Source organism: Comamonas sp. lk (genome assembly GCF_900564145.1).
Classification (GTDB): domain Bacteria; phylum Pseudomonadota; class Gammaproteobacteria; order Burkholderiales; family Burkholderiaceae_C; genus Comamonas.
Genome location: NZ_UOOB01000001.1, coordinates 1,105,396 through 1,124,223 on the forward strand (window position 1 = coordinate 1,105,396; position 18,828 = coordinate 1,124,223).

Genomic DNA, 18,828 nt, shown 5'->3' on the forward strand with positions numbered 1-18,828 from the left:
AAGATTTTTCATGGCAATGCGTTCCCAATACTGCGGTCTGGTGACCGAAGCCCAGATGGGCGAAACCGTGACGCTGTGCGGCTGGGTGAATCGCCGCCGCGACCACGGTGGTGTGATCTTCATCGACCTGCGCGACCGCGAAGGCTATGTGCAGGTGGTGTGCGATCCCGACCGCGCAGACATGTTCAAGGTGGCCGAAGACATTCGCAGCGAGTACTGCGTGCAGGTCAAGGGCCTGGTGCGTGCACGCCCCGCCGGCACCACCAACGACAAGCTCAAGAGCGGTCAGATCGAAGTGCTGTGCCATGAGCTGAACGTGCTCAACGCCGCCGTGACGCCTCCCTTCCAGGTGGATGAAGACAATCTGTCGGAAAACGTGCGTTTGACCAACCGCGTGATGGATCTGCGCCGCCCCGTGATGCAGCGCAACATGATGCTGCGTTACAAGACTTCGATCCAGGTGCGCAACTTCCTGGACAAGCTGGGCTTCATCGACATCGAAACCCCCATGCTGGGCAAGTCCACACCCGAAGGCGCTCGCGACTATCTGGTGCCTTCGCGCGTGCACGACGGCCAGTTCTTCGCGCTGCCCCAGTCGCCCCAGCTGTACAAGCAGATGCTGATGGTCTCGGGCTTTGACCGCTACTACCAGATCACCAAGTGCTTCCGCGACGAAGACTTGCGCGCTGACCGCCAGCCCGAATTCACGCAGATCGACTGCGAAACCTCGTTCCTGAATGAGGAAGAAATCCGCGCCATCTTCCAGCAGATGATCAAGGAAGTGTTCCAGACCCAGCTGAACGTGGATCTGGGCGAGTTCCCCATCATGACCTACCAGGATGCGGCCTTCCGCTTTGGTTCGGACAAGCCCGACCTGCGCGTCAAGCTCGAATTCACCGAGCTGACCGACTGCATGGGCGATGTGGACTTCAAGGTGTTCTCCGTGCCCGCCACCACCAAGGGTGGCCGTGTGGTGGCCTTGCGCGTTCCCGGTGGTGCAGCGATTTCGCGTGGCGAGATCGACGGCTACACCGAGTTCGTCAAGATCTACGGCGCCAAGGGTCTGGCCTGGATCAAGGTCAACGAAGTGGCCAAGGGCCGTGACGGTCTGCAGTCGCCCATCGTCAAGAACCTGCACGACGCAGCCATCGCTGAAATCCTCAAGCGCACCGGCGCACAGGACGGCGACTTGCTGTTCTTCGGCGCCGACAAGGAAAAGATCGTCAACGACTCCATCGGCGCACTGCGTCTGAAGGTCGGTCACAGCGAGTTCGGCAAGAAGAGCGGCCTGTTCGAAGACAAGTGGGCACCGCTGTGGGTGGTGGACTTCCCCATGTTCGAGCATGACGAAGAAAGCGGCCGTTGGGTGGCTGTGCACCATCCCTTCACTTCGCCCAAGGATGGTCATGAAGACCTGATGGACACCGATCCCGGCAAGTGCATCGCCAAGGCCTACGACATGGTCTTGAACGGCTGGGAACTGGGTGGCGGTTCGGTCCGTATCCACCGCGCCGACGTGCAGTCCAAGGTGTTTGCCGCCCTGAACATCACGCCCGAAGACCAGCGCGCCAAGTTCGGCTACCTGCTGGATGCGCTGCAATACGGCGCGCCTCCCCACGGCGGTCTGGCTTTCGGTCTGGATCGTCTGATCACGCTGATGACCGGCTCCGAATCCATCCGCGACGTGATTGCCTTCCCCAAGACCCAGCGCGCCCAGGATTTGCTGACGCAAGCGCCTTCGTCCGTGGACGAAAAGCAGCTGCGCGAGCTGCACATCAAGCTGCGCAACGTGGCCGTGACGACCACCGAGGCCTGAGCCCGGATTTGACTGCGCGGCGCGCAGTCAAGCACCAAGCGCCAGACTGCGAAAGCGGCTGGCGCTTTTTTCATGCAATCAAATAGATAGCTGTTTACGCATCTTCGGTTTGAGTTTCACGCGGTTTTTGCGTTGAACTGCCAAATATCCAAACGCTATCAGCTATTGAATTTGAATAAGCCACAGGGCTGGCATGGCTCAGGCCCGTGTCATCGTCGGCGCGCTAACATGGGTCCATGAGTTCAGCGCCTTACAAGATTCCGGAATCCGTCCTGGTGGTGATTTACCGCGAGAACAGCCAGGTCCTGCTGCTGTGCCGCGCCGTGGCGGCGCCGGGCGGCGAGCCGTTCTGGCAATCGGTCACGGGCAGCAAGGACTTTGACGACGAGGACTGGCGCGACACCGCGATTCGCGAGGTGCGCGAGGAAACCGGTATCGATGCACTGGCTCAAGGCTGCGTGCTGACGGACTGGAATCTGGAGAATCTGTACACCATCTACCCCGAGTGGCAGCACCGCTATGCGCCTGGCGTGTGGCACAACCGGGAGCGGGTTTTCGGCCTGCAAGTGCCCGCCGATCTGTGCGTGCACTTGAATCCCAGAGAGCACACCGCACATGAATGGCATGCCTGGCGCGATGCCGCCCAGCGTTGCTTTTCTTCATCCAATGCCGAAGCGATTTTGCTGTTGCCGCGCTTTGCTACGCAATCGGCGGCAGAGCCATTCGCACAGTCTTGAACGAGTTTGAGCCTATGTCTGAAAAACAGTTGTCCGCGCCCGCCGATCCGCAGATTCTGCGCGTGGCTACCTACAACATTCACAAAGGCGTGCAAGGTCTGGGGCCGGCGCGCCGTCTTGAGATCCACAATCTGGGCCTGGCGGTGGAGCAGCTCGATGCCGACATCGTCTGCCTGCAGGAAGTGCGCAAGATGAACCGCAAGGAGGAGCAGTACTTCGACCACTGGCCCAACGTGCCCCAGGCCGAGTATCTGGCGCCCGAGGGTTATGAGTCGGTCTATCTGACCAATGCCTATACCAAGGACGGCGAGCATGGCAATGCGCTGCTCAGCCGCTGGCCGGTCATAGGCTACCAGCACGAGGACATTTCCGATCACCGCTTCGAGCAGCGCGGCCTGCTGCATGTGGAGGTGGATATCGACGGACGCCGCGTGCACTCCATCGTGGTGCATCTGGGGCTGATTCCCGGCAGCCGCCTGCGCCAGATTGCCCGGCTGCAAAGCTTTATCGAGCGCGAGGTGCCGCCCAATGCGCCTCTGGTGGTGGCGGGCGACTTCAATGACTGGGGCAACCAGATCAAGCGCATGCTGGCGGGCTTTGGCCTGTTCGAGTACGACGATACCCAGGGCATTCTGACCTACCCATCCCGCCTGCCGATTGCCCAGCTCGACCATATCTATGTGCGGGGGCTGACGCCCATGGGCCTGCACGTGCCCAAGGGCCGCATCTGGTGGCGCATGTCCGACCATCTGCCCCTGATTGCAGAATTCAAGCTGTGACGACCGCCAGGCGCAGCTTCTCTTGCAAATGGTTCAGGCCGGTTTGCAAATTGCTCCTGAATTAATAGCTTGTTGTGCCTTGTGAATATGCGTTTCCATGGCAAATCCTTTGTAGCTTGTGGAAGATGATTCGCTGGTACCATGGCTGACATGTTCAGAGAAGTGGCCGACATGACAACAGACAACCAGACTGAGGGCACGCCCGTCTCGGTCAAGATTCGCGAACGGCTGCAGGCGGCGAACAAGCGCTTTCACGCCAATGACAACATCTCCGAATTCATCGAGCCCGGCGAGCTGGAAAAGATGCTGGACGAGGTACAGGAGAAGATGCAGGGCGTGCTTGACTCCATGGTGATCGACACTGTCCACGATCACAACACCCGAGCCACGGCCCGCCGCGTCGCCAAGATGTATCTCAACGAAGTGTTCCGGGGCCGCTATGTGACGCAGCCCGCGATCACCGAGTTCCCCAATGCCGAGCACCTCAATGAGCTGATGATTGTCGGCCCGATTACCGTGCGCAGCGCCTGCAGCCATCACCTGTGCCCGGTGATTGGCAAGATCTGGGTGGGCGTGCTGCCCAACAAGAACACCAATGTGATCGGCCTGTCCAAGTACGCCCGTCTGGTGGACTGGATCATGGGCCGTCCGCAGATTCAGGAAGAGGCCATCATTCAGCTGGCCGATCTGATCATGGACAAGACCCGTCCCGATGGTCTGGCCGTGGTCATGGAAGCTTCGCACTTTTGCATGTCCTGGCGCGGCGTGCGCGAGATGGACAGCAAGATGCTCAACTCCGTGATGCGGGGCGCTTTCCTGACCAATTACGAACTGCGTCGCGAATTCCTGTCTCTCATAGCGGCCCGCAAGTAAGCAATGCTCTGATCCCTCTCCTTCAAAAGGCTGCGCGTCGCGCGGCCTTTTGCTTTTTTAGCTGCCGCCTGCATCTTCGATTGCGGCAGCCATGTCATCCATGTCACTGCAAGCTTTTTTCCTCATCATTCTGGCGGGCCTGATTCATTCGGGCTGGAACATCGTGGCCAAGAAGGCGGGGGGCGATGCCCGCTTTTCGCTGTTCACCGCGGTCTTCAATGCCCTCATCTGGCTGCCGCTGGGCTGGTGGCTGGGCAAGGATGTGGTGCCCTCCTGGGGCTGGATGGAATGGGTCTTCGTCACGGCCAGCGCCGTGCTGCACGTGTTTTATTTTGTGGTGCTGCTGCGCGGCTACCGCGTGGCCGATCTCACCGTGGTCTACCCGCTGGCACGCGGCAGCGGGCCGCTGATTTCATCGCTGGTGGCAATTACCTTCCTGGGTGAGGAACTCTCCACCCTGGGCGCCGCCGGTATTGCCGGCGTGGTGGTGGGCGTGTTTCTGATTGCCGGCGGCCCGCGCATGATTGCCGCCATACGCATGGGCGAATCCAGCGAGGCCAAGGCCCGCGTGCTCTCCGGCCTTTACTACGGCCTGCTCACCGGCATGTTTATCGCGGCCTATACGGTGGTCGACAGCTATGCCGTCAAGGTGATGCTGATGTCGCCGATTCTGGTGGACTATGTAGGCAATCTGATTCGCCTGGTCATCCTGGCGCCGCTGGCTGTTACGGACTGGAGCGAGACCCGCCGCCTGTGGCGGGTGCAATGGCGTTACGCGGCGGTGGTGGCTTTTTTCAGCCCCATTGCCTATGTGCTGGTGCTGTATGCGGTGCAGAGCGCACCCATCTCGCATGTGGCGCCTGCGCGCGAGGTCTCCATGCTGTTCGCGGCCCTGATCGGCGGCAAGCTGCTGGGCGAGGGCGACCGGGCGCTGCGCATTGCCGGCGCTGTGATGATTGCGCTGGGCGTGACGGCCCTGGGCCTGGGCTGAGGACATGCAGCTGCTAGGCTGCGACTTCAGCAGCAGCCCGACTCGTCGCAAGCCCATTGTGGTGGCGCGTGGGCAGCTATGTCTGGAGAAGCGATCTGTGCGGCTGGATGAGCTGCTGCACTTTGCCACGCTGGATGGCTGGAGCGAATGGCTGACCGGCGATGCACATGGCACCTGGGTGGGTGGCTTCGATCTGCCCTTTGGCCTGCCGCGCGAGCTGGTGCAGGCGCTGGGCTGGCCCACGGACTGGGCTGCCTGCATGGATTTCTACGCCGGCCTGAGCCGAGCGCAGATACGCGAGCAGTTCAAGGCCTTTTGCGCCGCCCGGCCCGTGGGCGGCAAGTTTGCCCACCGGGCCACGGATCTTCCGGCCGGCTCCAGCTCTTCCATGAAATGGGTGAATCCGCCGGTGGCCTATATGTTGCATGCAGGCCTGCCGCGTCTGCGAGCGGCCGGCCTGTATTTTCCGGGCCTGCAAGCGCATCAGGCTGGCGCACCGCGCGTGGCGCTTGAAGCCTATCCAGGCCTGCTGGCGCGCTCCATCATCGGGCGGCGCAGCTATAAAAGCGATGTGGCGGCCAAGCAGGACGAGGCCCGCCATGCGGTGCGGCTGCAATTGCTGGCCGCGCTGGAATCGGGAGCTACGGCCACCGGCCTCAGCCTGAAGTTGGGTGCCGATCAGCGCCAGAGCCTGTTGCAAGACGCCAAAGGCGATGCCCTGGATGCCGTGCTCTGCATGTTGCAAGCCGCCTGGGCCGCACAGCGCCATGCGGGCGGCGATGCGCGCTATGGCCTGTCCACCGCCATGGATGGGCTGGAAGGCGCCATCGTGATGGCAGATTTGCCAAATTTTGCATAAAAACAGGCTATAGCCCATGTTTTATATGCGGTTGCAGCTATTGTTTTGGTAGTCGTAAGAAGAGAGACGCTTCATGCCCGCTTGGGAAACTTTGATCGCTTTTTTTGGCGTGGCCGTGCTGCTGGGTTTGAGCCCCGGGCCGGACAATCTTTTTGTGCTGCTGCAGTCCGCTCAGCGCGGCTGGCGCGTGGGCCTGTGCGTGGTGCTGGGTCTGTGCCTGGGCGTTGTGGGCCACACCGCAGCGGTGGCCCTGGGGCTCGCAGCGATTGTGGCGGCGTCGCCCATGCTGTTCACCGTGCTCAAGGTTTGCGGTGCGGCCTATCTGCTCTATATGGCCTGGGGAGCATGGCGTGCGCCGGTGGAGATCAGCGAAACCGCGCAGGCACAGGTACAGCGCGATGTGCTGACGCTGCAATCTGCACTGGGCTGGGTTGGCCGTGGCCTGGTCATGAACCTGACCAATCCCAAGGTTCTCATCTTCTTTCTGGCCTTTCTACCCCAATTTGCGGATCCTATGCGGGGCAGCGTGCCTGTGCAGATCATAGTGCTGGGCTGTGTCTTCATGGCATCGGCCTGGCTGGTATTTGGTTCCATCGCCTGCTTCTCGGGTCTGTTCGGTCAGATTCTGCAGCGCTCCGCCCGTGCCCAGCGCTGGCTCAACCGCATCGCCGCCACCGTCTTCGGTGCGCTGGCGCTGAAACTGGCGATGGTTCAGCGCTAGAGACGAGAGCCATAAAAACTGGCGCCGCCCCGCAGCGAGGCTGTCGTCTCCCTCCCATAGCGCGCAGCGCCACAGGGGGAGTTTTAAGTCATCCCCAGGACAAAGACGAGAGATCGTTCACAAACACCGGCATGTCCTTCCACAGGCCGCGCAGCTTTTTGTCGGCCACCGTCACCCATTGCGGGGTGTAGAGAAAGGCGTGGGCCGCGTCCTTGGCCAGCAGGCGCTGGGCATCGCCTAGCAGGCGGGCGCGGTCGGCGGGGCGCGAGACGTTCTTGATCTTTTCGAACAAGTCGTTGAACTCGGGCGAGCGGTAGCCCCAGTAATAGTCGGGCTTGGCAAAATTGCCCAGATCAAAAGGCTCCACATGCGAGATCAGCGTGAGGTCGTAGTTCTTGTTGCCGTAGGTGCCGGACAACCACTGCGCCCATTCCACGTTCTGCAGCTTGACCTGGATGCCTATCTTGGCCAACTGGGCCGCAATCAGCTCGCCGCCCTGGCGTGCGTAAGGCGTGGGCGGCAGCGTCATATTGAGGGTCAAGGGGGTCTTGACTCCGGCTTCGGCCAGCAGCGCCTTGGCCAGTTCCACATCAAAGGGGTTGACGCCCGTGGTGTCCACATAGCCAAAGGCCGTGGGCACGTAGTAGCTGCCAATAGGCACGCCATAGCCATCGGCCGCACCGGCGATCACGGCCTTGCGGTCTATGGCCGAGGCGATGGCGCGGCGCACGCGAACATCGTTCAAGGGCTTGCGAGCGTTGTTGATGGCCACAATGGTTTTGGCGCGCGAGTTGCTCACCACCACCTGGAAACGCGGGTTGTGTTTGAACTGGGGCACGCTGCGCGGCGTGACGCGGGGGAAGGCGTCCACATCGCCTGCCAGGAGGGCCGCTACCTGCGCGGCGGAGTCCGGGATGAAGCGGAAGACGGCGCGTTGTATGCGTATGCCTTGTGCGGCGCGGTAATCCTTCCAGGCCGTCAGCGTGACCGAAGCACCTCTGGCCCAGGCGGCCAGCGTATAGGGGCCGGTGCCCACGGGCTTGGTGGCATTGGTGGCGGCGCTCTTGGGCTCCACGATGATGGAGGTGGCCTGACCCAGCACGAAGAGAAAATCGGGGTCTATGTCCTGGTTGGTGATGACGATGGTGTGCTCGTCCGCGACCCGGCAGCGCAAGTCGGCAAAAGTGCGCTTGTCCTTGTTGGTGCTTTTGTCGGCGGCCGCACGCTCGAACGAGAACTTCACCGTGGCGGCATTGAAGGGCTCGCCGTTCTGGAACTTCACGTCCTTGCGCAGGCGAAAAGTGTAGGTCTTGAGGTCGGAGGAGACTTCCCAGCTCTCGGCCAGCAGGGGCGAGACGCTGCCGTCGGAGTTGATCTTGGTCAGCGTCTCGAAGATGTTGTAGTGCACCACCTCGGCAATCGAGGAGGCGGCGCCTGCCGTGGGGTCCAGTCCTGGCGGCTCCAGTGTCATGGCCAGGGTGACGCTGTTTTTCTTGGCCTGGGCCAGTGCAGGCCAGGACGACAGCAGGGGCAAGCCGGCAGCAGAGCTGACCAGCAAGGTGCGGCGGTTGAGCATCGACAAAGTCTCCGAAGGGGTTGGGGCAGAGGAGTGCCCCAAAGAACGTAGCAGGCAGCGCAATGCTGCCGTGCTTCAACAGCGTTTTTACACCAGGTGTGCCGCCATGCCCGGTGGTCGCGGATTTATATGCGTTACGGGTAGTGTCGGCAAGGCCTTAAAGATACTGCGCCGGCAGGCGGGGCGCGGCTTTGACCAGGGCCTGGGTATAGGGGTGTTCGGGGGCGGAGAACAACTTTTGCGGCGTGCCGCGCTCCACAATCTGGCCCTGGTAGAGCACGATGACTTCGTCGCACACATGTTGCACCACGGCCAGATCGTGGCTGATGAAGAGATAGGACAGGCCTAGCTCGCGCTGCAGCTGCTGCATGAGATTGAGCACCTGGGCCTGTACCGACACATCCAGCGCGCTGACGGGCTCGTCGGCCACGATGAGCTGGGGCCGGGTGATCAGCGCCCGTGCAATGGCAATGCGCTGGCGCTGGCCGCCGGAAAATTCATGCGGGTACTTGTCCGCATCCTGGGCGCGCAGGCCGACCTGGCTCAGCACGGTCTGCACCTGGCTGCGCTGTGCCTCCCGGGCAGGTGGCTGCTCCAGCGTGCACAAGGGCTCGGCCACAATGCGCTCCACCGTCATGCGCGGGTCCAGCGACGCGTAAGGGTCTTGAAACACCATCTGAAAATCGCGGCGTGCGCTGCGCAGCTCGCGGCTGCTCAGCCGGTGCAAATCGCGCCCTTTGAGCTGCACCGTGCCGGCCGTCGGCGTATCGAGGGCCATGACCAGCCGGGCCAGCGTGGATTTGCCCGAGCCCGATTCGCCCACCACGCCCAGGCTCTGGCCGGCCTTGAGCGTGAAGCTCACGCCGCGCAAGGCCTGCAGCGGCTCGGGTTTGCGCCACAACGAGCTTCTGGCCATGGAGTAAGAGCGATGCAGCCCTGTCACCTTTAGCAGGCAAGCGCTTTCAGCTCCTGTTTTGATATCTTCTGAAGGCATCATGCGACCGTCCCTGTCGTCGGCTCTATGGCTTCCTTGCGCAGGCAATGCACCACATGGGGCTGGCGCCAGCAAGACAGCGAGACAGGGGCTGCGGTACCGGGCGTTTGCAGGGTGTGCGCGGGAGGGCGCTCCACAAAGCAGTGCTGGACGGTAAAGCTGCAGCGCCCGGCAAACGGGCAGCCCAGGGGCAGGTCGACCAACTCGGGAACCGTGCCGGCAATCGTGGGCAGGGGCTGGCGCTGCGCTGCCAGATGCAGCTGCGGACGGGCCGCAAACAGGCCGCGTGTGTAGGGGTGGGCGCGAGAGGCAAACACGGCCTCGGTCATGCCCGACTCCACCACCGTGCCGCCATACATGACCAGCAACTGCTCCACGTTTTGCGCAATCACTCCCAGATCGTGGGAGATCAGTACCAGGGCCATGGCGTGCTCGGCCACCAGAGACTGCAGCAAATCCAGAATGTGCTGTTGCACCGTCACGTCCAGCGCCGTGGTGGGTTCGTCTGCAATCAGCAGATCGGGGCCGCAGGCCAGGGCCATGGCAATGGTGATGCGCTGGCGCTGGCCGCCGGAGAACTGGTGCGGGTAATCATCAATGCGCCGGGCCGCCTGGGCAATGCCCACCCGCTCCAGCAGCTCGATGGCGCGGCTGCGGGCCTGGGCACGACTCAGTCGCAAATGCAGGCGCAGCGGCTCGGCCACCTGGCGGCCTATGCTGTGCACGGGGTTCAGGGCCGACATGGGTTCCTGAAACACCATGGCCATGCGGTTGCCGCGCAGCGCGCAGAGTTGTTTCTCGCTTTGCTCCAGCAACTCCATGCCGTCCAGCAAGATGCTGCCATCCACCTGGGCATGCTGTGGCAGCAGGCCCATGAGGGCCAGGGCTGTCAGCGATTTGCCGCAGCCCGATTCGCCGATCAGGCCCAGAGTGGCGCCGCGTTCCAGCGAAAAGCTCACATCGCGCACGGCTTGCGCACGGCCGCGATGGGTTTGCAGATTGATGGTGAGGTTGGTGACTTCAAGCAAAGACATGTATCGCTTTCCTTGCCATCAGCGTTCGCGCGCCAGCCGGGGGTCCAGCAGATCGCGCAGGCCGTCGCCCAAAAGGTTGAGGCCCAGCACCGACAGCGCAATCGCCACGCCGGGCCACACGGCCAGCAGCGGCGCCTGGAACATCAGCGTCTGTGCTTCGCTGAGCATGCGACCCCAGGAGGGCTGGGGTGGCTGGGTGCCCAGGCCCAGATAGGACAAGGCAGCCTCCGCCAGGATGGCCAGTGCGAACTGGATCGTGGCCTGTACCACCAGCACCGAGGCGATATTGGGCAGCACATGCTGCACGGTAATGGCCCAGCGGCTTTTGCCGCAGGCGCGGGCTGCCATCACATAGTCGCGGGCCCAGACAGCATTGGCCGAGGCCCGGCTGATGCGCGCAAAAGTGGGGATGTTGAAGATGCCGATGGCGATGATGGCGTTGACCATGCCCGCGCCAAATACGGCCGTCAGCATGATGGCCGAAAGCAAGGCCGGGAAGGCAAAGGTGAAGTCGGCCAGGCGCATGATGATTTCTTCGATCCAGCCGCGGCGGGCGGCGGCAATCAGCCCCAGAATCAGACCCAGCGCCAGACCTATGCTCACGGCAATCAGGCCCACGGCAATGGAGGCGCGTGCGCCGACGAGAATTTGCGAGGCCACGTCGCGCCCCAAGACGTCCGTGCCCAGCCAGTGCTGGCTGCTGGCGCCTTGCAGGGCGGCATCCATGTCTACCTCGTAGGCCGAACCCGGAGTCCAGCCAAAAGACAGCAGGGCGGCGGCAATCAACAAGGTGGTCAGCAAGGCTCCCAGCACAAAGCTGCGGTGGCGCAGAGCGCGCTGCACAAAGCTTTGAGGCCGTGTGCGGCTGAAGGCGCGCGTGGGATAGGGCTGAGGGGGGCGGGTCGATTCAGGGCGTGCGCTCATATATCGCTGGCCTTGATGCGCGGATCGATGACGGCATAAAGCATATCGACCACAAAATTGATAAGCACCACCATGGCCGCCAGTAGCAGCACGCAGTTGCGCACCACGATGACATCGCGGTTGGCAATGGACTGAAAGATCAGTCGCCCGAGGCCAGGCAGGTAGAACACGTTTTCCACCACGATGGTGCCGGCCAGCAGATTGGCAAACTGCAGGCCCATCACGGTGATGACGGGAATCATGGCGTTGCGCAGCACATGTCCCCACAGGGCGGCGGTGCGCGACAGGCCTTTGGCGCGGGCCGTGCGTACAAAGTCCTCGCCCAGCGCCTCAAGCACGGCAGAGCGCGTGATGCGCGCCAGGATGGCGGCCTGGACCACGGCTAAAGAGATGGCCGGCAGCAGCAGGGCCTGCAGCGCGGTCCAGAAGCCGCCACCGGCTTCCTCGGTCCAGCCCGGAAAGCCGCCGGCAGAAAACCATTGCAGCTTCACTGAAAACAGCAGGATCAGCAGGATGGCGAACCAGAAATTGGGAATGGCAATGCCGATCTGGGCCAGGCCCATCACGCCCACATCGCCCCAGCGCCTGTGGCGTGAGGCCGCATAGACGCCAGCGGCCAGTGCCAGCACCGTGGTGATGAGCATGGACAGAACCGCCAGCGGCACGGTGATGGCAAGGCGCTCCAGCACCAGCTCGGATACCGGTGAGCCATAGGCATAGCTGGTCCCCATATCGCCATGGAACAGGCCGGCTATCCATTGGCTGTAGCGCGCCCAGGCGCTTTGATCCAGTCCCAGCTGTTCGGCCATGGCCTGCACGGCTTCGGGCGATGCGTCGGGGCCCATCAATGTTTGGGCTGCATTGCCGGGCAGGATTTCCAGCACGGCAAAGACGACCACGGAGGCGCCCAGCAAGGTGATGGCCAGCGTCAACAGGCGCTTGAGAAAGAACACGCTCATAGCGGGTGACATGCGCCTGCGGTAGAAGCGCAGGCGGCGGAGTCGCGGTGATTCATGGTGGGCAGGGCTTGGCGGGCGCAGAAGGGATGGGCGTTTTCCGCCATTTTTCGCGCAGCATAGCGGCAATTGTGAAGCCGTGCAGGCTGCATGCGGCTCAGACCGCAGCAATTGCCCAGGCATGGAGTGCAAGCAAGCGGCGCCAGGACTTTGACCGCGAGCCCACCAAGTCTTATGCGGCACGGGATAATCGGGACAGGCAAGCCGTTGTTGCCCGCCGCAGCGCGGGTTGTTTTGGGAGAGACAAGGAGTTCACATGGCATTGATGATTACGGATGAATGCATCAACTGTGATGTGTGCGAGCCTGAGTGCCCGAACGACGCCATTTACATGGGCGAGCAGTTCTACGAGATCACTCCGTCCAAGTGCACGGAGTGTGTGGGCCATTTTGACGAGCCCCAATGTGTGCAGATCTGCCCCGTAGCCTGTATTCCCGTGAATCCCGAATTCGTGGAAAGCCGCGAGGTCCTGCTCAAGAAGTACGAGCTGCTGCAGCAGACCAAGAGCGCTTAATCAAGCTGTTTCAGGGCTGTAACCCAGAATATAAAAGCGCAGATAGCTACTGAATTGGTAGCGTCTGCGTTTTTTTTATGGCCTCAAGCCTTGGGCTGTTCCGCTTCGGGCGCGGGCTGACGCGGTGGCTTGGGGCGTGGAGCCTTGGTGGTGTGGATGGCAAGCGTGGCCTTGTCCATCTGCCCAGCCACCAGTTCGGGCCAGGCTTTGAGCGAATGGGCAATGCTGTCCTCAATCAGCTTCATTTGATCGGGGGAGGGCTTTTTCAGCACCCAGTTGGCGACTTCGCCTTTGTGGCCGGGGTGGCCAATGCCCACGCGCAACCGCCAGTAGTCGGCAGAGCCCAGTTGGGCATGGATGTCGCGCAGGCCGTTGTGGCCGCCGTGGCTGCCGCCGCGCTTGAGCTTGACCTGGCCGGGTTCGAAATCCAGTTCGTCGTGCACGACCAGGATTTCCTCTGGCTGGATTTTGAAGAAACGTGCCAATGCGCCCACGGATTTGCCCGAGAGGTTCATGAAGGTCTGAGGCTGTAGCAGCCAGACGGTCTGGCCGTTGACCGTGGTGCGAGCCATCAAGCCCCAGTAGCTGCGCTCGGGCACCAGCGTGACCTTGAGTTCGCGGGCCAGTGCGTCAACCCACCAGAAGCCGGCGTTGTGGCGTGTGTCTTCGTATTCAGGGCCAGGATTGCCAAGGCCGACAAACAGTTTGATCATGGGGCAATTATCTCCGTTGCAGAGGCATGGCAGACAGCGCAGGTCTTGTGATCAGCCATGAAAAAGGCCCACGCGAGGTGGGCCTTTTTCATGGGTACAGCGCCTGGGCACTGTACCGAAGTCACAAGAATTACTTCTTGCCCTTCTTGGCAGGAGCGGCTGCAGGAGCAGGTGCTGCGCCTTCAGCAGGAGCCACTTCGGGCAACTTGATGGAGATCAGGGCGGGGTTCTTGTTGGAACCGCGCACCACAGCCTTCACGCCGTTAGGCAGCTTCAGACCTTGCAGACCCAGCACGGACTTGGAAGTCAGGGCGCTCAGGTCCACAGTGATGAACTCGGGCAGGACTGCGGGTTCGCAGATCACTTGCACTTCGTGCATCAGGTGAGTGATGGTGCAGTTTTCAGCCTTGACAGCGGGGGACACGTCTGCGCCTTCGAAGTGCAGAGGCACGTTCATGTGCAGCTTGGTGGTTGCGTCCACGCGTTGGAAGTCAACGTGTTGCACCAGCTTCTTGAAGGGGTGAAACTGCACGTCGCGCAGCACAACCTTGGACACTTGGCCGTTCACTTCCATGTCCAGAACGCTGGAGTGGAAAGCTTCCTTGTGCAGGGCGTGCCACAGAGCGTTGTGGTCGATTTCGATCAGTTGGGCTTCGCCAGCACCGTAAACGATGCCAGGGGTCTTGCCCGAATGACGCAGACGGCGGCTCGCACCCGTACCTTGCTTAGCGCGCTCAAAAGCGACAAATTGCATAACTAACTCCTAGTGGGGCGGACCGCGACCAGTCTCGCCCATTTGATAAAAGAATCTGTACCTTGCTAAAAGGCCGTTGACTCTTGCGATGGCCCGAAACAGTCAAACCTCCCGAAGGAGGTTTGCATGGCTCAGGGCCGGAAAACCCGAGATTTTAAGCGGTAAACAGGCTGCTTACCGAATCACCCGTGGAAATACGGTGAATTGTCTCGGCGAACAGCGGTGCTACGGACAGCTGGCGGATCTTGCTGCACTGCTGTGCTGCGGCGGTCAGAGGAATGGTGTTGGTCACAACCACTTCGTCCAAAGCCGAGCCGCTGCCGATACGTTCCAGGGCCGGGCCCGAGAAGATGGGGTGCGAGCAGTAGGCATACACGTTCTTGGCGCCGCGCTGCTTGAGCACTTCGGCTGCCTTGACCAGCGTACCGGCCGTGTCGATCATGTCGTCCATGATCACGCAGTTGCGGCCGTCGATATCGCCGATCACATGCATGACTTCAGACACATTGGCCTTGGGGCGACGCTTGTCGATGATTGCCAGATCGCAACCCAGTTCCTTGGCCAGGGCGCGCGCACGCACCACACCGCCAACGTCGGGGGAGACAACGATCAGGTCTTCGTAGTTCTTCTGGCGCAGGTCACCCAGCAACACGGGGGTTGCGTAGATGTTGTCCACGGGAATGTCGAAGAAACCTTGAATCTGGTCGGCGTGCAAATCCATGGTCAGCACACGTTCCACGCCCACAGCTTGCAGCATGTTGGCCACCACCTTGGCGGTGATTGGCACGCGGGTGGAGCGAGGGCGACGGTCTTGACGGGCATAACCGAAATAAGGGATCACGGCGCAGATACGCTCGGCCGATGCGCGCTTGAGGGCATCAACCATGACCAACAACTCCATCAGGTTGTCGTTGGTCGGTGCGCAAGTGGATTGCACCACGAACACGTCGCGAGCGCGAACGTTTTGCTTAATTTCGACAGTGACTTCTCCATCGGAGAAACGGCCAACGTCGGCAGCGCCCAAGGTGGTGCCTAGGTGCTTTACGATCTCTTGGGCCATGCCTGGATTGGCATTGCCAGTGAAGACCATGAAATCAGAGTGATGTGAATGCATTTGAGCGTCCCAGTGCTACGGGTTGCCTTGACGCAAGAAGATGTTTGGCAGGGGAAGAAGGATTCGAACCTTCGCATGCCGGAATCAAAATCCGGTGCCTTAACCAACTTGGCGACTCCCCTACACAGGCTATTTGTTGAAAACAAACAGCCTTATAACTTTTTATCTGAAACCCAACCGTGAAGCGGATGAATTGCCAGATTTTTGCAAACTTTGATTTGCCATGTGCTTGGTGCACTATTCAAATCTATAGCCTGCGTCAGCGGCGCAAATACTGCACTACCTGAGCCCGTCATTGTAGCATGCAGTTTGAAGGATTCAAGCCAGTTTCTGACTTTCTTCATCTCAGGCTGCAAACCTTCAGCAACAGGCTGCAAGTCGTTTCGGCCAAAACCAAAGTGCCTTGCAGCGAAGACCGCAATTGTAGCAGGCTTGGAGTCGCGTTTCAGCAAATCACTGCTAAAAATTTTTCCGGTCTCCAAACCTTGCTCCGGTTTGACCACGATGAACTGTTGCTCGGGCAGAGCCTGCGCGCCGGCAAGAGGGGTGATGATTTCGCCAATGCCGCTGACCCAGGCCGTATGGCCGCAGAGGAAAAACGGGACGTCCGCTCCCAGCGTCAGACCGATTTTCTGCAGCTCCTGGCGCGACAGGCCCAGGCCCCACAGGCGATTCAGCGCCAGCAGCGTGGTGGCTGCATCCGAGGAGCCGCCGCCCATGCCCGCCTGAGCCGGCAGGTTTTTGTGAATGCCGATATGCGCGCCCTGGGTGCAGCCGGTGGCTTGCTGCAGCGCGCGGGCCGCGCGGGTGATCAGATCGTCCTCAGGTAGCGCCATGCCCGAGAGGTCTTCGCGGCTGATCTGGTGGCTGGCCGTGCGCTCGAAATGCAGCACGTCATGCCAGTCGATCAACATGAAAACGGATTCGAGCAGGTGATAACCGTCGGCGCGCCTGCCCGTGATGTGCAGGAACAGATTGAGCTTGGCCGGCGCCGGCACGTCATAGAGCGAGAGCATGGTGGAAACAGTGAGGCAAAAACTGGCGCAACGATAGCAGGAGCGCAAAGCCGTGGCGCGGGTGGCGCCGTGTTGCTTACTTTGCGTCCTGGTCGAGAACGATGCGCAGCGATGCCTCGGGCGGGGGGCTGCTGCGGTCCGCGCGCAGGCGGCCATCGCTGATTCTGGAAAGATCCACCTGCCAGCCCGGCACTGCGGTGCTCTTGCCTTGCAGCCAGTCAAACAGGGCAGCGACGGGGATTTCGCTGCCGGTCAACTGGGCAATCAATGCAGGCAGCGATTCGGAGTTGGCGATGCGCTCGCCTTGTTGCAGCGTGGCTTGTTGTGGCGTCCAGCTCAGGCGGGCGCTGATGGAGCCCAGCGGGTTGTAGATCAGCAAGGTTCCTTGATCGGGCCGGCCTTGCAGCTCGAATGCTGCGCTGAACGACTGGTTTTGTGCGTCCTGTACCTGCAAAGCCATGCGTCCGGACCAGTGTCCCGAGGCGGCGAGCGCATCTGCACCTAGCTGGCGCGCAGGCTGGGCGCAGCCGGCAAGCAAGGCAGCTGCGATGGCCAGCGCGGGCAAGGCGCTGCGCCGCGTCCAGCGGCTCAGGTGTGGGGGGAGCTGCTTCATGGTGTGACGTTCAGGCGCTTGAAGGTCTCTAGCAGCACGGTGTTCTCTGCATCAAGCTTGAGACCCTGTCGCCAGACCTGCATTGCCCGCTCGCGCTTGCCGTTTTGCCACAGCACCTCACCCAGGTGGGCGGAGATCTCTACATCCGGGCGCTTGGCATAGGCTTTTTCCAGCAGGCTTTCTGCCCCGTTCAGATCGCCCTTGCGGTACTTGACCCAGGCCAGGCTGTCGGTGACGAAGGGATCATCAGGCTGCATGTTCAGTGCTTTCTGGATCAGCGCCTGGGCTTCGTCAAGGCGGATATTGCGCTCGGCAAACGAGTAGCCCAGAGCGTTGTAGGCATGCAGAAAATCGGGCTTGCGCACCATCAGATCACGCAGCAGTTTTTCCATTTCGTCGAACTTGCCTGCTCGCTCGGCCAGCATGGCTGTGTCGTAGGCCAGTTCGGCATCGTCGGGAGACTGCTTGTGCAGTGTCAGCTGCAAAGCGTAGGCTTCGCTGTTCTGGTCGGCGTCGCGCAGCAATTGCACCTCGGCCATGGTTTTGAGGCGTTGCTGATTGGGGCCGGTGGCGGGCACGGCCCGTATCAGGGCGCGGGCCTGCTGAATCTTGCCCTGTTTGGCCATCAGCTCGGCCCGGTGCGCCTGTACGCTGAGCAAATTGGCAGCATCAGGGATGCGTGTGAGATAGGCATCGGCATCGGCGTAGCGTTTTTGCTTCTCGGCCAGATTGGCCTGCAGCAGGTAGTACTGAGACTGGCCTGCGTTGCGGCTCACACCCTGCGGCAGCTGGGGCAGCAGGGCGCCGAAGCGCTCGATGGAGGTTTGGGCCGCACCCAGCTCGTCGGCGCGCAGCTGCAGATTGGCCAGAACAGCCCAGGCCTCGGCGAAATCGGGGCTCTCCTGGGTGATGGCCATCAACTGGGTCTTGGCATCATCGATGCGCTTTTGGCCCAGCAATACACGGGCATAACCCATGCGTATCTGGGGCGAGGGGCTTTTTTGCAGATAGCGCTTGATGATAGGTTCGACTTCTGCAGAGCCTGACTCCAGCAGTTCCATGGACAAAAGAGCGATGGCTCCGGTGTCGGGGTCCAGTTGCTGGGCGTTGTCCACCGCTTGCAGCGCAGCGGCCTTCTGGCCTGCAAGCAGTCGCATATGACCTATAGTGGCCCAGGCCATGGGGCCGTTTTTCTTGTCCTTGAGCTCCGCGTCTAGCGCCTGCTCCACCACGTCGGCCGCCAGCGGTTTGTCGCTGGCGTTGTTATAGAGCTGGGTGATGCTCAGAAAAGTGGCTGGTTTGGCTTCGTCGGGGGTGGCTTCGACTTCGCGGCGCAGATAGCTGGTGGAGTCTGCGATGCGGTTCATGGCCACCAGCAGCTGCAGCACGGTGCGATTGGCGCGGCGGGAGTCGGGGTAGGCGTCCAGCCAGGCGCGGGCATTGCGCAGGGCGCGGTCGCCGGAGCGAGATTGCACCGCCAGCTCGGTGGCGCGGCGGTAAAGCTGTTCGCTGCCGCTGGTGCGCGCCGCTTCCATCATCAAGGCCTGGGCATCGCCCAGAGCACCCTGGCTGGCGGCCATCTCGCCCACCAAAATTTCATAGAACAACTCGGCATTGAGTGCGGCGCGATCGAGTTCGCGCTCCGCCGCCTGCTCGGCAGATTCTGCGGCCGGCGCGGGTTCCTTGATGGGCGCATCTGCCGCCTGGGCGGTTGAAATTGCCGTGCCCATGGCCAAAACGGCGGCCATGGCGAGTCCCTGAAAGCGAAGAGGATGAACCATCAA

Annotated in this window: 19 protein-coding genes and 1 tRNA gene; 8 read left to right on the top strand and 12 right to left on the bottom strand. The window is 61.6% G+C overall.

What is annotated here, in order from left to right; all coding sequences use genetic code 11:
* Positions 1-10 precede the first annotated feature (10 nt).
* The 7 genes from aspS to EAO39_RS04960 all read left to right on the top strand — a co-directional run bounded on the left by aspS (position 11) and on the right by EAO39_RS04960 (position 6,776).
* Positions 11-1,816, top strand: a complete 1,806-nt coding sequence (gene aspS / locus EAO39_RS04930; protein ID WP_120966425.1) for an aspartate--tRNA ligase — start codon at positions 11-13, stop codon at positions 1,814-1,816.
* A gap of 236 nt (positions 1,817-2,052) precedes the next feature.
* On the top strand, positions 2,053-2,553 hold the full coding sequence (gene nudB / locus EAO39_RS04935; protein ID WP_120966426.1) for a dihydroneopterin triphosphate diphosphatase: 501 nt from the start codon (positions 2,053-2,055) through the stop codon (positions 2,551-2,553).
* 14 nt (positions 2,554-2,567) lie between these two features.
* Positions 2,568-3,332 carry an endonuclease/exonuclease/phosphatase family protein gene (locus EAO39_RS04940; RefSeq protein WP_120966427.1) on the top strand — a complete coding sequence of 255 codons (765 nt, stop codon included), beginning with the start codon at positions 2,568-2,570 and terminating at the stop codon, positions 3,330-3,332.
* Positions 3,333-3,482: 150 nt separating this feature from the next.
* Positions 3,483-4,205 (top strand): GTP cyclohydrolase I, encoded by a 723-nt coding sequence (gene folE / locus EAO39_RS04945; protein ID WP_120970698.1) that lies wholly within the window; start codon positions 3,483-3,485, stop codon positions 4,203-4,205.
* A gap of 100 nt (positions 4,206-4,305) precedes the next feature.
* Positions 4,306-5,196, top strand: a complete 891-nt coding sequence (locus EAO39_RS04950) for a DMT family transporter (RefSeq protein ID WP_120970700.1) — start codon at positions 4,306-4,308, stop codon at positions 5,194-5,196.
* Between the two features lie 4 nt (positions 5,197-5,200).
* Positions 5,201-6,055: a DUF429 domain-containing protein gene (locus tag EAO39_RS04955; protein ID WP_120966428.1), complete on the top strand. Its 855-nt coding sequence runs from the start codon at positions 5,201-5,203 to the stop codon at positions 6,053-6,055.
* Between the two features lie 73 nt (positions 6,056-6,128).
* On the top strand, positions 6,129-6,776 hold the full coding sequence (locus tag EAO39_RS04960; RefSeq protein ID WP_120966429.1) for a LysE family translocator: 648 nt from the start codon (positions 6,129-6,131) through the stop codon (positions 6,774-6,776).
* Positions 6,777-6,864: 88 nt separating this feature from the next.
* Here the strand turns inward: EAO39_RS04960 and EAO39_RS04965 are convergent, their stop codons facing one another.
* From EAO39_RS04965 to EAO39_RS04985, 5 genes are all read right to left on the bottom strand, one after another.
* The gene (locus EAO39_RS04965; protein WP_120966430.1) at positions 6,865-8,352 is read right to left on the bottom strand and encodes an ABC transporter substrate-binding protein; all 1,488 of its coding nucleotides are present in this window, start codon (positions 8,350-8,352) and stop codon (positions 6,865-6,867) included.
* A gap of 157 nt (positions 8,353-8,509) precedes the next feature.
* Complete coding sequence (locus EAO39_RS04970) at positions 8,510-9,349, bottom strand: ATP-binding cassette domain-containing protein (RefSeq protein ID WP_120966431.1); 840 nt, start codon at positions 9,347-9,349, stop codon at positions 8,510-8,512.
* A complete protein-coding gene (locus tag EAO39_RS04975; RefSeq protein WP_120966432.1) occupies positions 9,346-10,380 on the bottom strand; it encodes an ABC transporter ATP-binding protein in 1,035 nt (344 codons plus the stop codon). Before EAO39_RS04975 ends, EAO39_RS04970 begins: the two co-directional genes overlap by 4 nt.
* An 18-nt stretch (positions 10,381-10,398) precedes the next feature.
* Positions 10,399-11,304 (bottom strand): ABC transporter permease, encoded by a 906-nt coding sequence (locus EAO39_RS04980; RefSeq protein WP_120966433.1) that lies wholly within the window; start codon positions 11,302-11,304, stop codon positions 10,399-10,401.
* Positions 11,301-12,263 (bottom strand): ABC transporter permease, encoded by a 963-nt coding sequence (locus EAO39_RS04985; protein ID WP_120966434.1) that lies wholly within the window; start codon positions 12,261-12,263, stop codon positions 11,301-11,303. Before EAO39_RS04985 ends, EAO39_RS04980 begins: the two co-directional genes overlap by 4 nt.
* 313 nt (positions 12,264-12,576) lie before the next feature.
* On the opposite strand from EAO39_RS04985, the gene EAO39_RS04990 reads away from it, so the two are divergent.
* Complete coding sequence (locus tag EAO39_RS04990) at positions 12,577-12,834, top strand: YfhL family 4Fe-4S dicluster ferredoxin (protein ID WP_120966435.1); 258 nt, start codon at positions 12,577-12,579, stop codon at positions 12,832-12,834.
* An 83-nt stretch (positions 12,835-12,917) separates the two neighbouring features.
* Here EAO39_RS04990 and pth read toward each other — a convergent pair whose 3' ends face one another.
* From pth to EAO39_RS05025, 7 genes are all read right to left on the bottom strand, one after another.
* A complete protein-coding gene (gene pth / locus EAO39_RS04995; protein ID WP_120966436.1) occupies positions 12,918-13,547 on the bottom strand; it encodes an aminoacyl-tRNA hydrolase in 630 nt (209 codons plus the stop codon).
* A 130-nt stretch (positions 13,548-13,677) separates the two neighbouring features.
* Complete coding sequence (locus tag EAO39_RS05000) at positions 13,678-14,301, bottom strand: 50S ribosomal protein L25/general stress protein Ctc (RefSeq protein ID WP_120966437.1); 624 nt, start codon at positions 14,299-14,301, stop codon at positions 13,678-13,680.
* A 154-nt stretch (positions 14,302-14,455) separates the two neighbouring features.
* Positions 14,456-15,415, bottom strand: a complete 960-nt coding sequence (locus tag EAO39_RS05005; RefSeq protein WP_120966438.1) for a ribose-phosphate pyrophosphokinase — start codon at positions 15,413-15,415, stop codon at positions 14,456-14,458.
* Positions 15,416-15,460: 45 nt separating this feature from the next.
* Positions 15,461-15,537: transfer RNA gene (locus EAO39_RS05010), tRNA-Gln, on the bottom strand.
* Between the two features lie 30 nt (positions 15,538-15,567).
* Complete coding sequence (gene ispE, locus EAO39_RS05015; RefSeq protein ID WP_120966439.1) at positions 15,568-16,431, bottom strand: 4-(cytidine 5'-diphospho)-2-C-methyl-D-erythritol kinase; 864 nt, start codon at positions 16,429-16,431, stop codon at positions 15,568-15,570.
* Positions 16,432-16,507: 76 nt separating this feature from the next.
* On the bottom strand, positions 16,508-17,044 hold the full coding sequence (locus tag EAO39_RS05020) for a lipoprotein insertase outer membrane protein LolB (RefSeq protein ID WP_120966440.1): 537 nt from the start codon (positions 17,042-17,044) through the stop codon (positions 16,508-16,510).
* The gene (locus tag EAO39_RS05025) at positions 17,041-18,792 is read right to left on the bottom strand and encodes a tetratricopeptide repeat protein (protein WP_120966441.1); all 1,752 of its coding nucleotides are present in this window, start codon (positions 18,790-18,792) and stop codon (positions 17,041-17,043) included. The genes EAO39_RS05020 and EAO39_RS05025 overlap by 4 nt, the downstream gene beginning before the upstream one ends.
* Positions 18,793-18,828 lie beyond the last annotated feature (36 nt).

Bases quoted from the DNA above. Each gene is read 5' to 3' on its own strand.
- aspS (WP_120966425.1), top strand. From the start codon at position 11: ATGGCAATGCGTTCCCAATACTGCGGTCTGGTGACCGAAGCCCAGATG.
- nudB (WP_120966426.1), top strand. From the start codon at position 2,053: ATGAGTTCAGCGCCTTACAAGATTCCGGAATCCGTCCTGGTGGTGATT.
- EAO39_RS04940 (WP_120966427.1), top strand. From the start codon at position 2,568: ATGTCTGAAAAACAGTTGTCCGCGCCCGCCGATCCGCAGATTCTGCGC.
- folE (WP_120970698.1), top strand. From the start codon at position 3,483: ATGTTCAGAGAAGTGGCCGACATGACAACAGACAACCAGACTGAGGGC.
- EAO39_RS04950 (WP_120970700.1), top strand. From the start codon at position 4,306: ATGTCACTGCAAGCTTTTTTCCTCATCATTCTGGCGGGCCTGATTCAT.
- EAO39_RS04955 (WP_120966428.1), top strand. From the start codon at position 5,201: ATGCAGCTGCTAGGCTGCGACTTCAGCAGCAGCCCGACTCGTCGCAAG.
- EAO39_RS04960 (WP_120966429.1), top strand. From the start codon at position 6,129: ATGCCCGCTTGGGAAACTTTGATCGCTTTTTTTGGCGTGGCCGTGCTG.
- EAO39_RS04965 (WP_120966430.1), bottom strand. From the start codon at position 8,352: ATGCTCAACCGCCGCACCTTGCTGGTCAGCTCTGCTGCCGGCTTGCCC.
- EAO39_RS04970 (WP_120966431.1), bottom strand. From the start codon at position 9,349: ATGATGCCTTCAGAAGATATCAAAACAGGAGCTGAAAGCGCTTGCCTG.
- EAO39_RS04975 (WP_120966432.1), bottom strand. From the start codon at position 10,380: ATGTCTTTGCTTGAAGTCACCAACCTCACCATCAATCTGCAAACCCAT.
- EAO39_RS04980 (WP_120966433.1), bottom strand. From the start codon at position 11,304: ATGAGCGCACGCCCTGAATCGACCCGCCCCCCTCAGCCCTATCCCACG.
- EAO39_RS04985 (WP_120966434.1), bottom strand. From the start codon at position 12,263: ATGAGCGTGTTCTTTCTCAAGCGCCTGTTGACGCTGGCCATCACCTTG.
- EAO39_RS04990 (WP_120966435.1), top strand. From the start codon at position 12,577: ATGGCATTGATGATTACGGATGAATGCATCAACTGTGATGTGTGCGAG.
- pth (WP_120966436.1), bottom strand. From the start codon at position 13,547: ATGATCAAACTGTTTGTCGGCCTTGGCAATCCTGGCCCTGAATACGAA.
- EAO39_RS05000 (WP_120966437.1), bottom strand. From the start codon at position 14,301: ATGCAATTTGTCGCTTTTGAGCGCGCTAAGCAAGGTACGGGTGCGAGC.
- EAO39_RS05005 (WP_120966438.1), bottom strand. From the start codon at position 15,415: ATGCATTCACATCACTCTGATTTCATGGTCTTCACTGGCAATGCCAAT.
- ispE (WP_120966439.1), bottom strand. From the start codon at position 16,431: ATGCTCTCGCTCTATGACGTGCCGGCGCCGGCCAAGCTCAATCTGTTC.
- EAO39_RS05020 (WP_120966440.1), bottom strand. From the start codon at position 17,044: ATGAAGCAGCTCCCCCCACACCTGAGCCGCTGGACGCGGCGCAGCGCC.
- EAO39_RS05025 (WP_120966441.1), bottom strand. From the start codon at position 18,792: ATGGCCGCCGTTTTGGCCATGGGCACGGCAATTTCAACCGCCCAGGCG.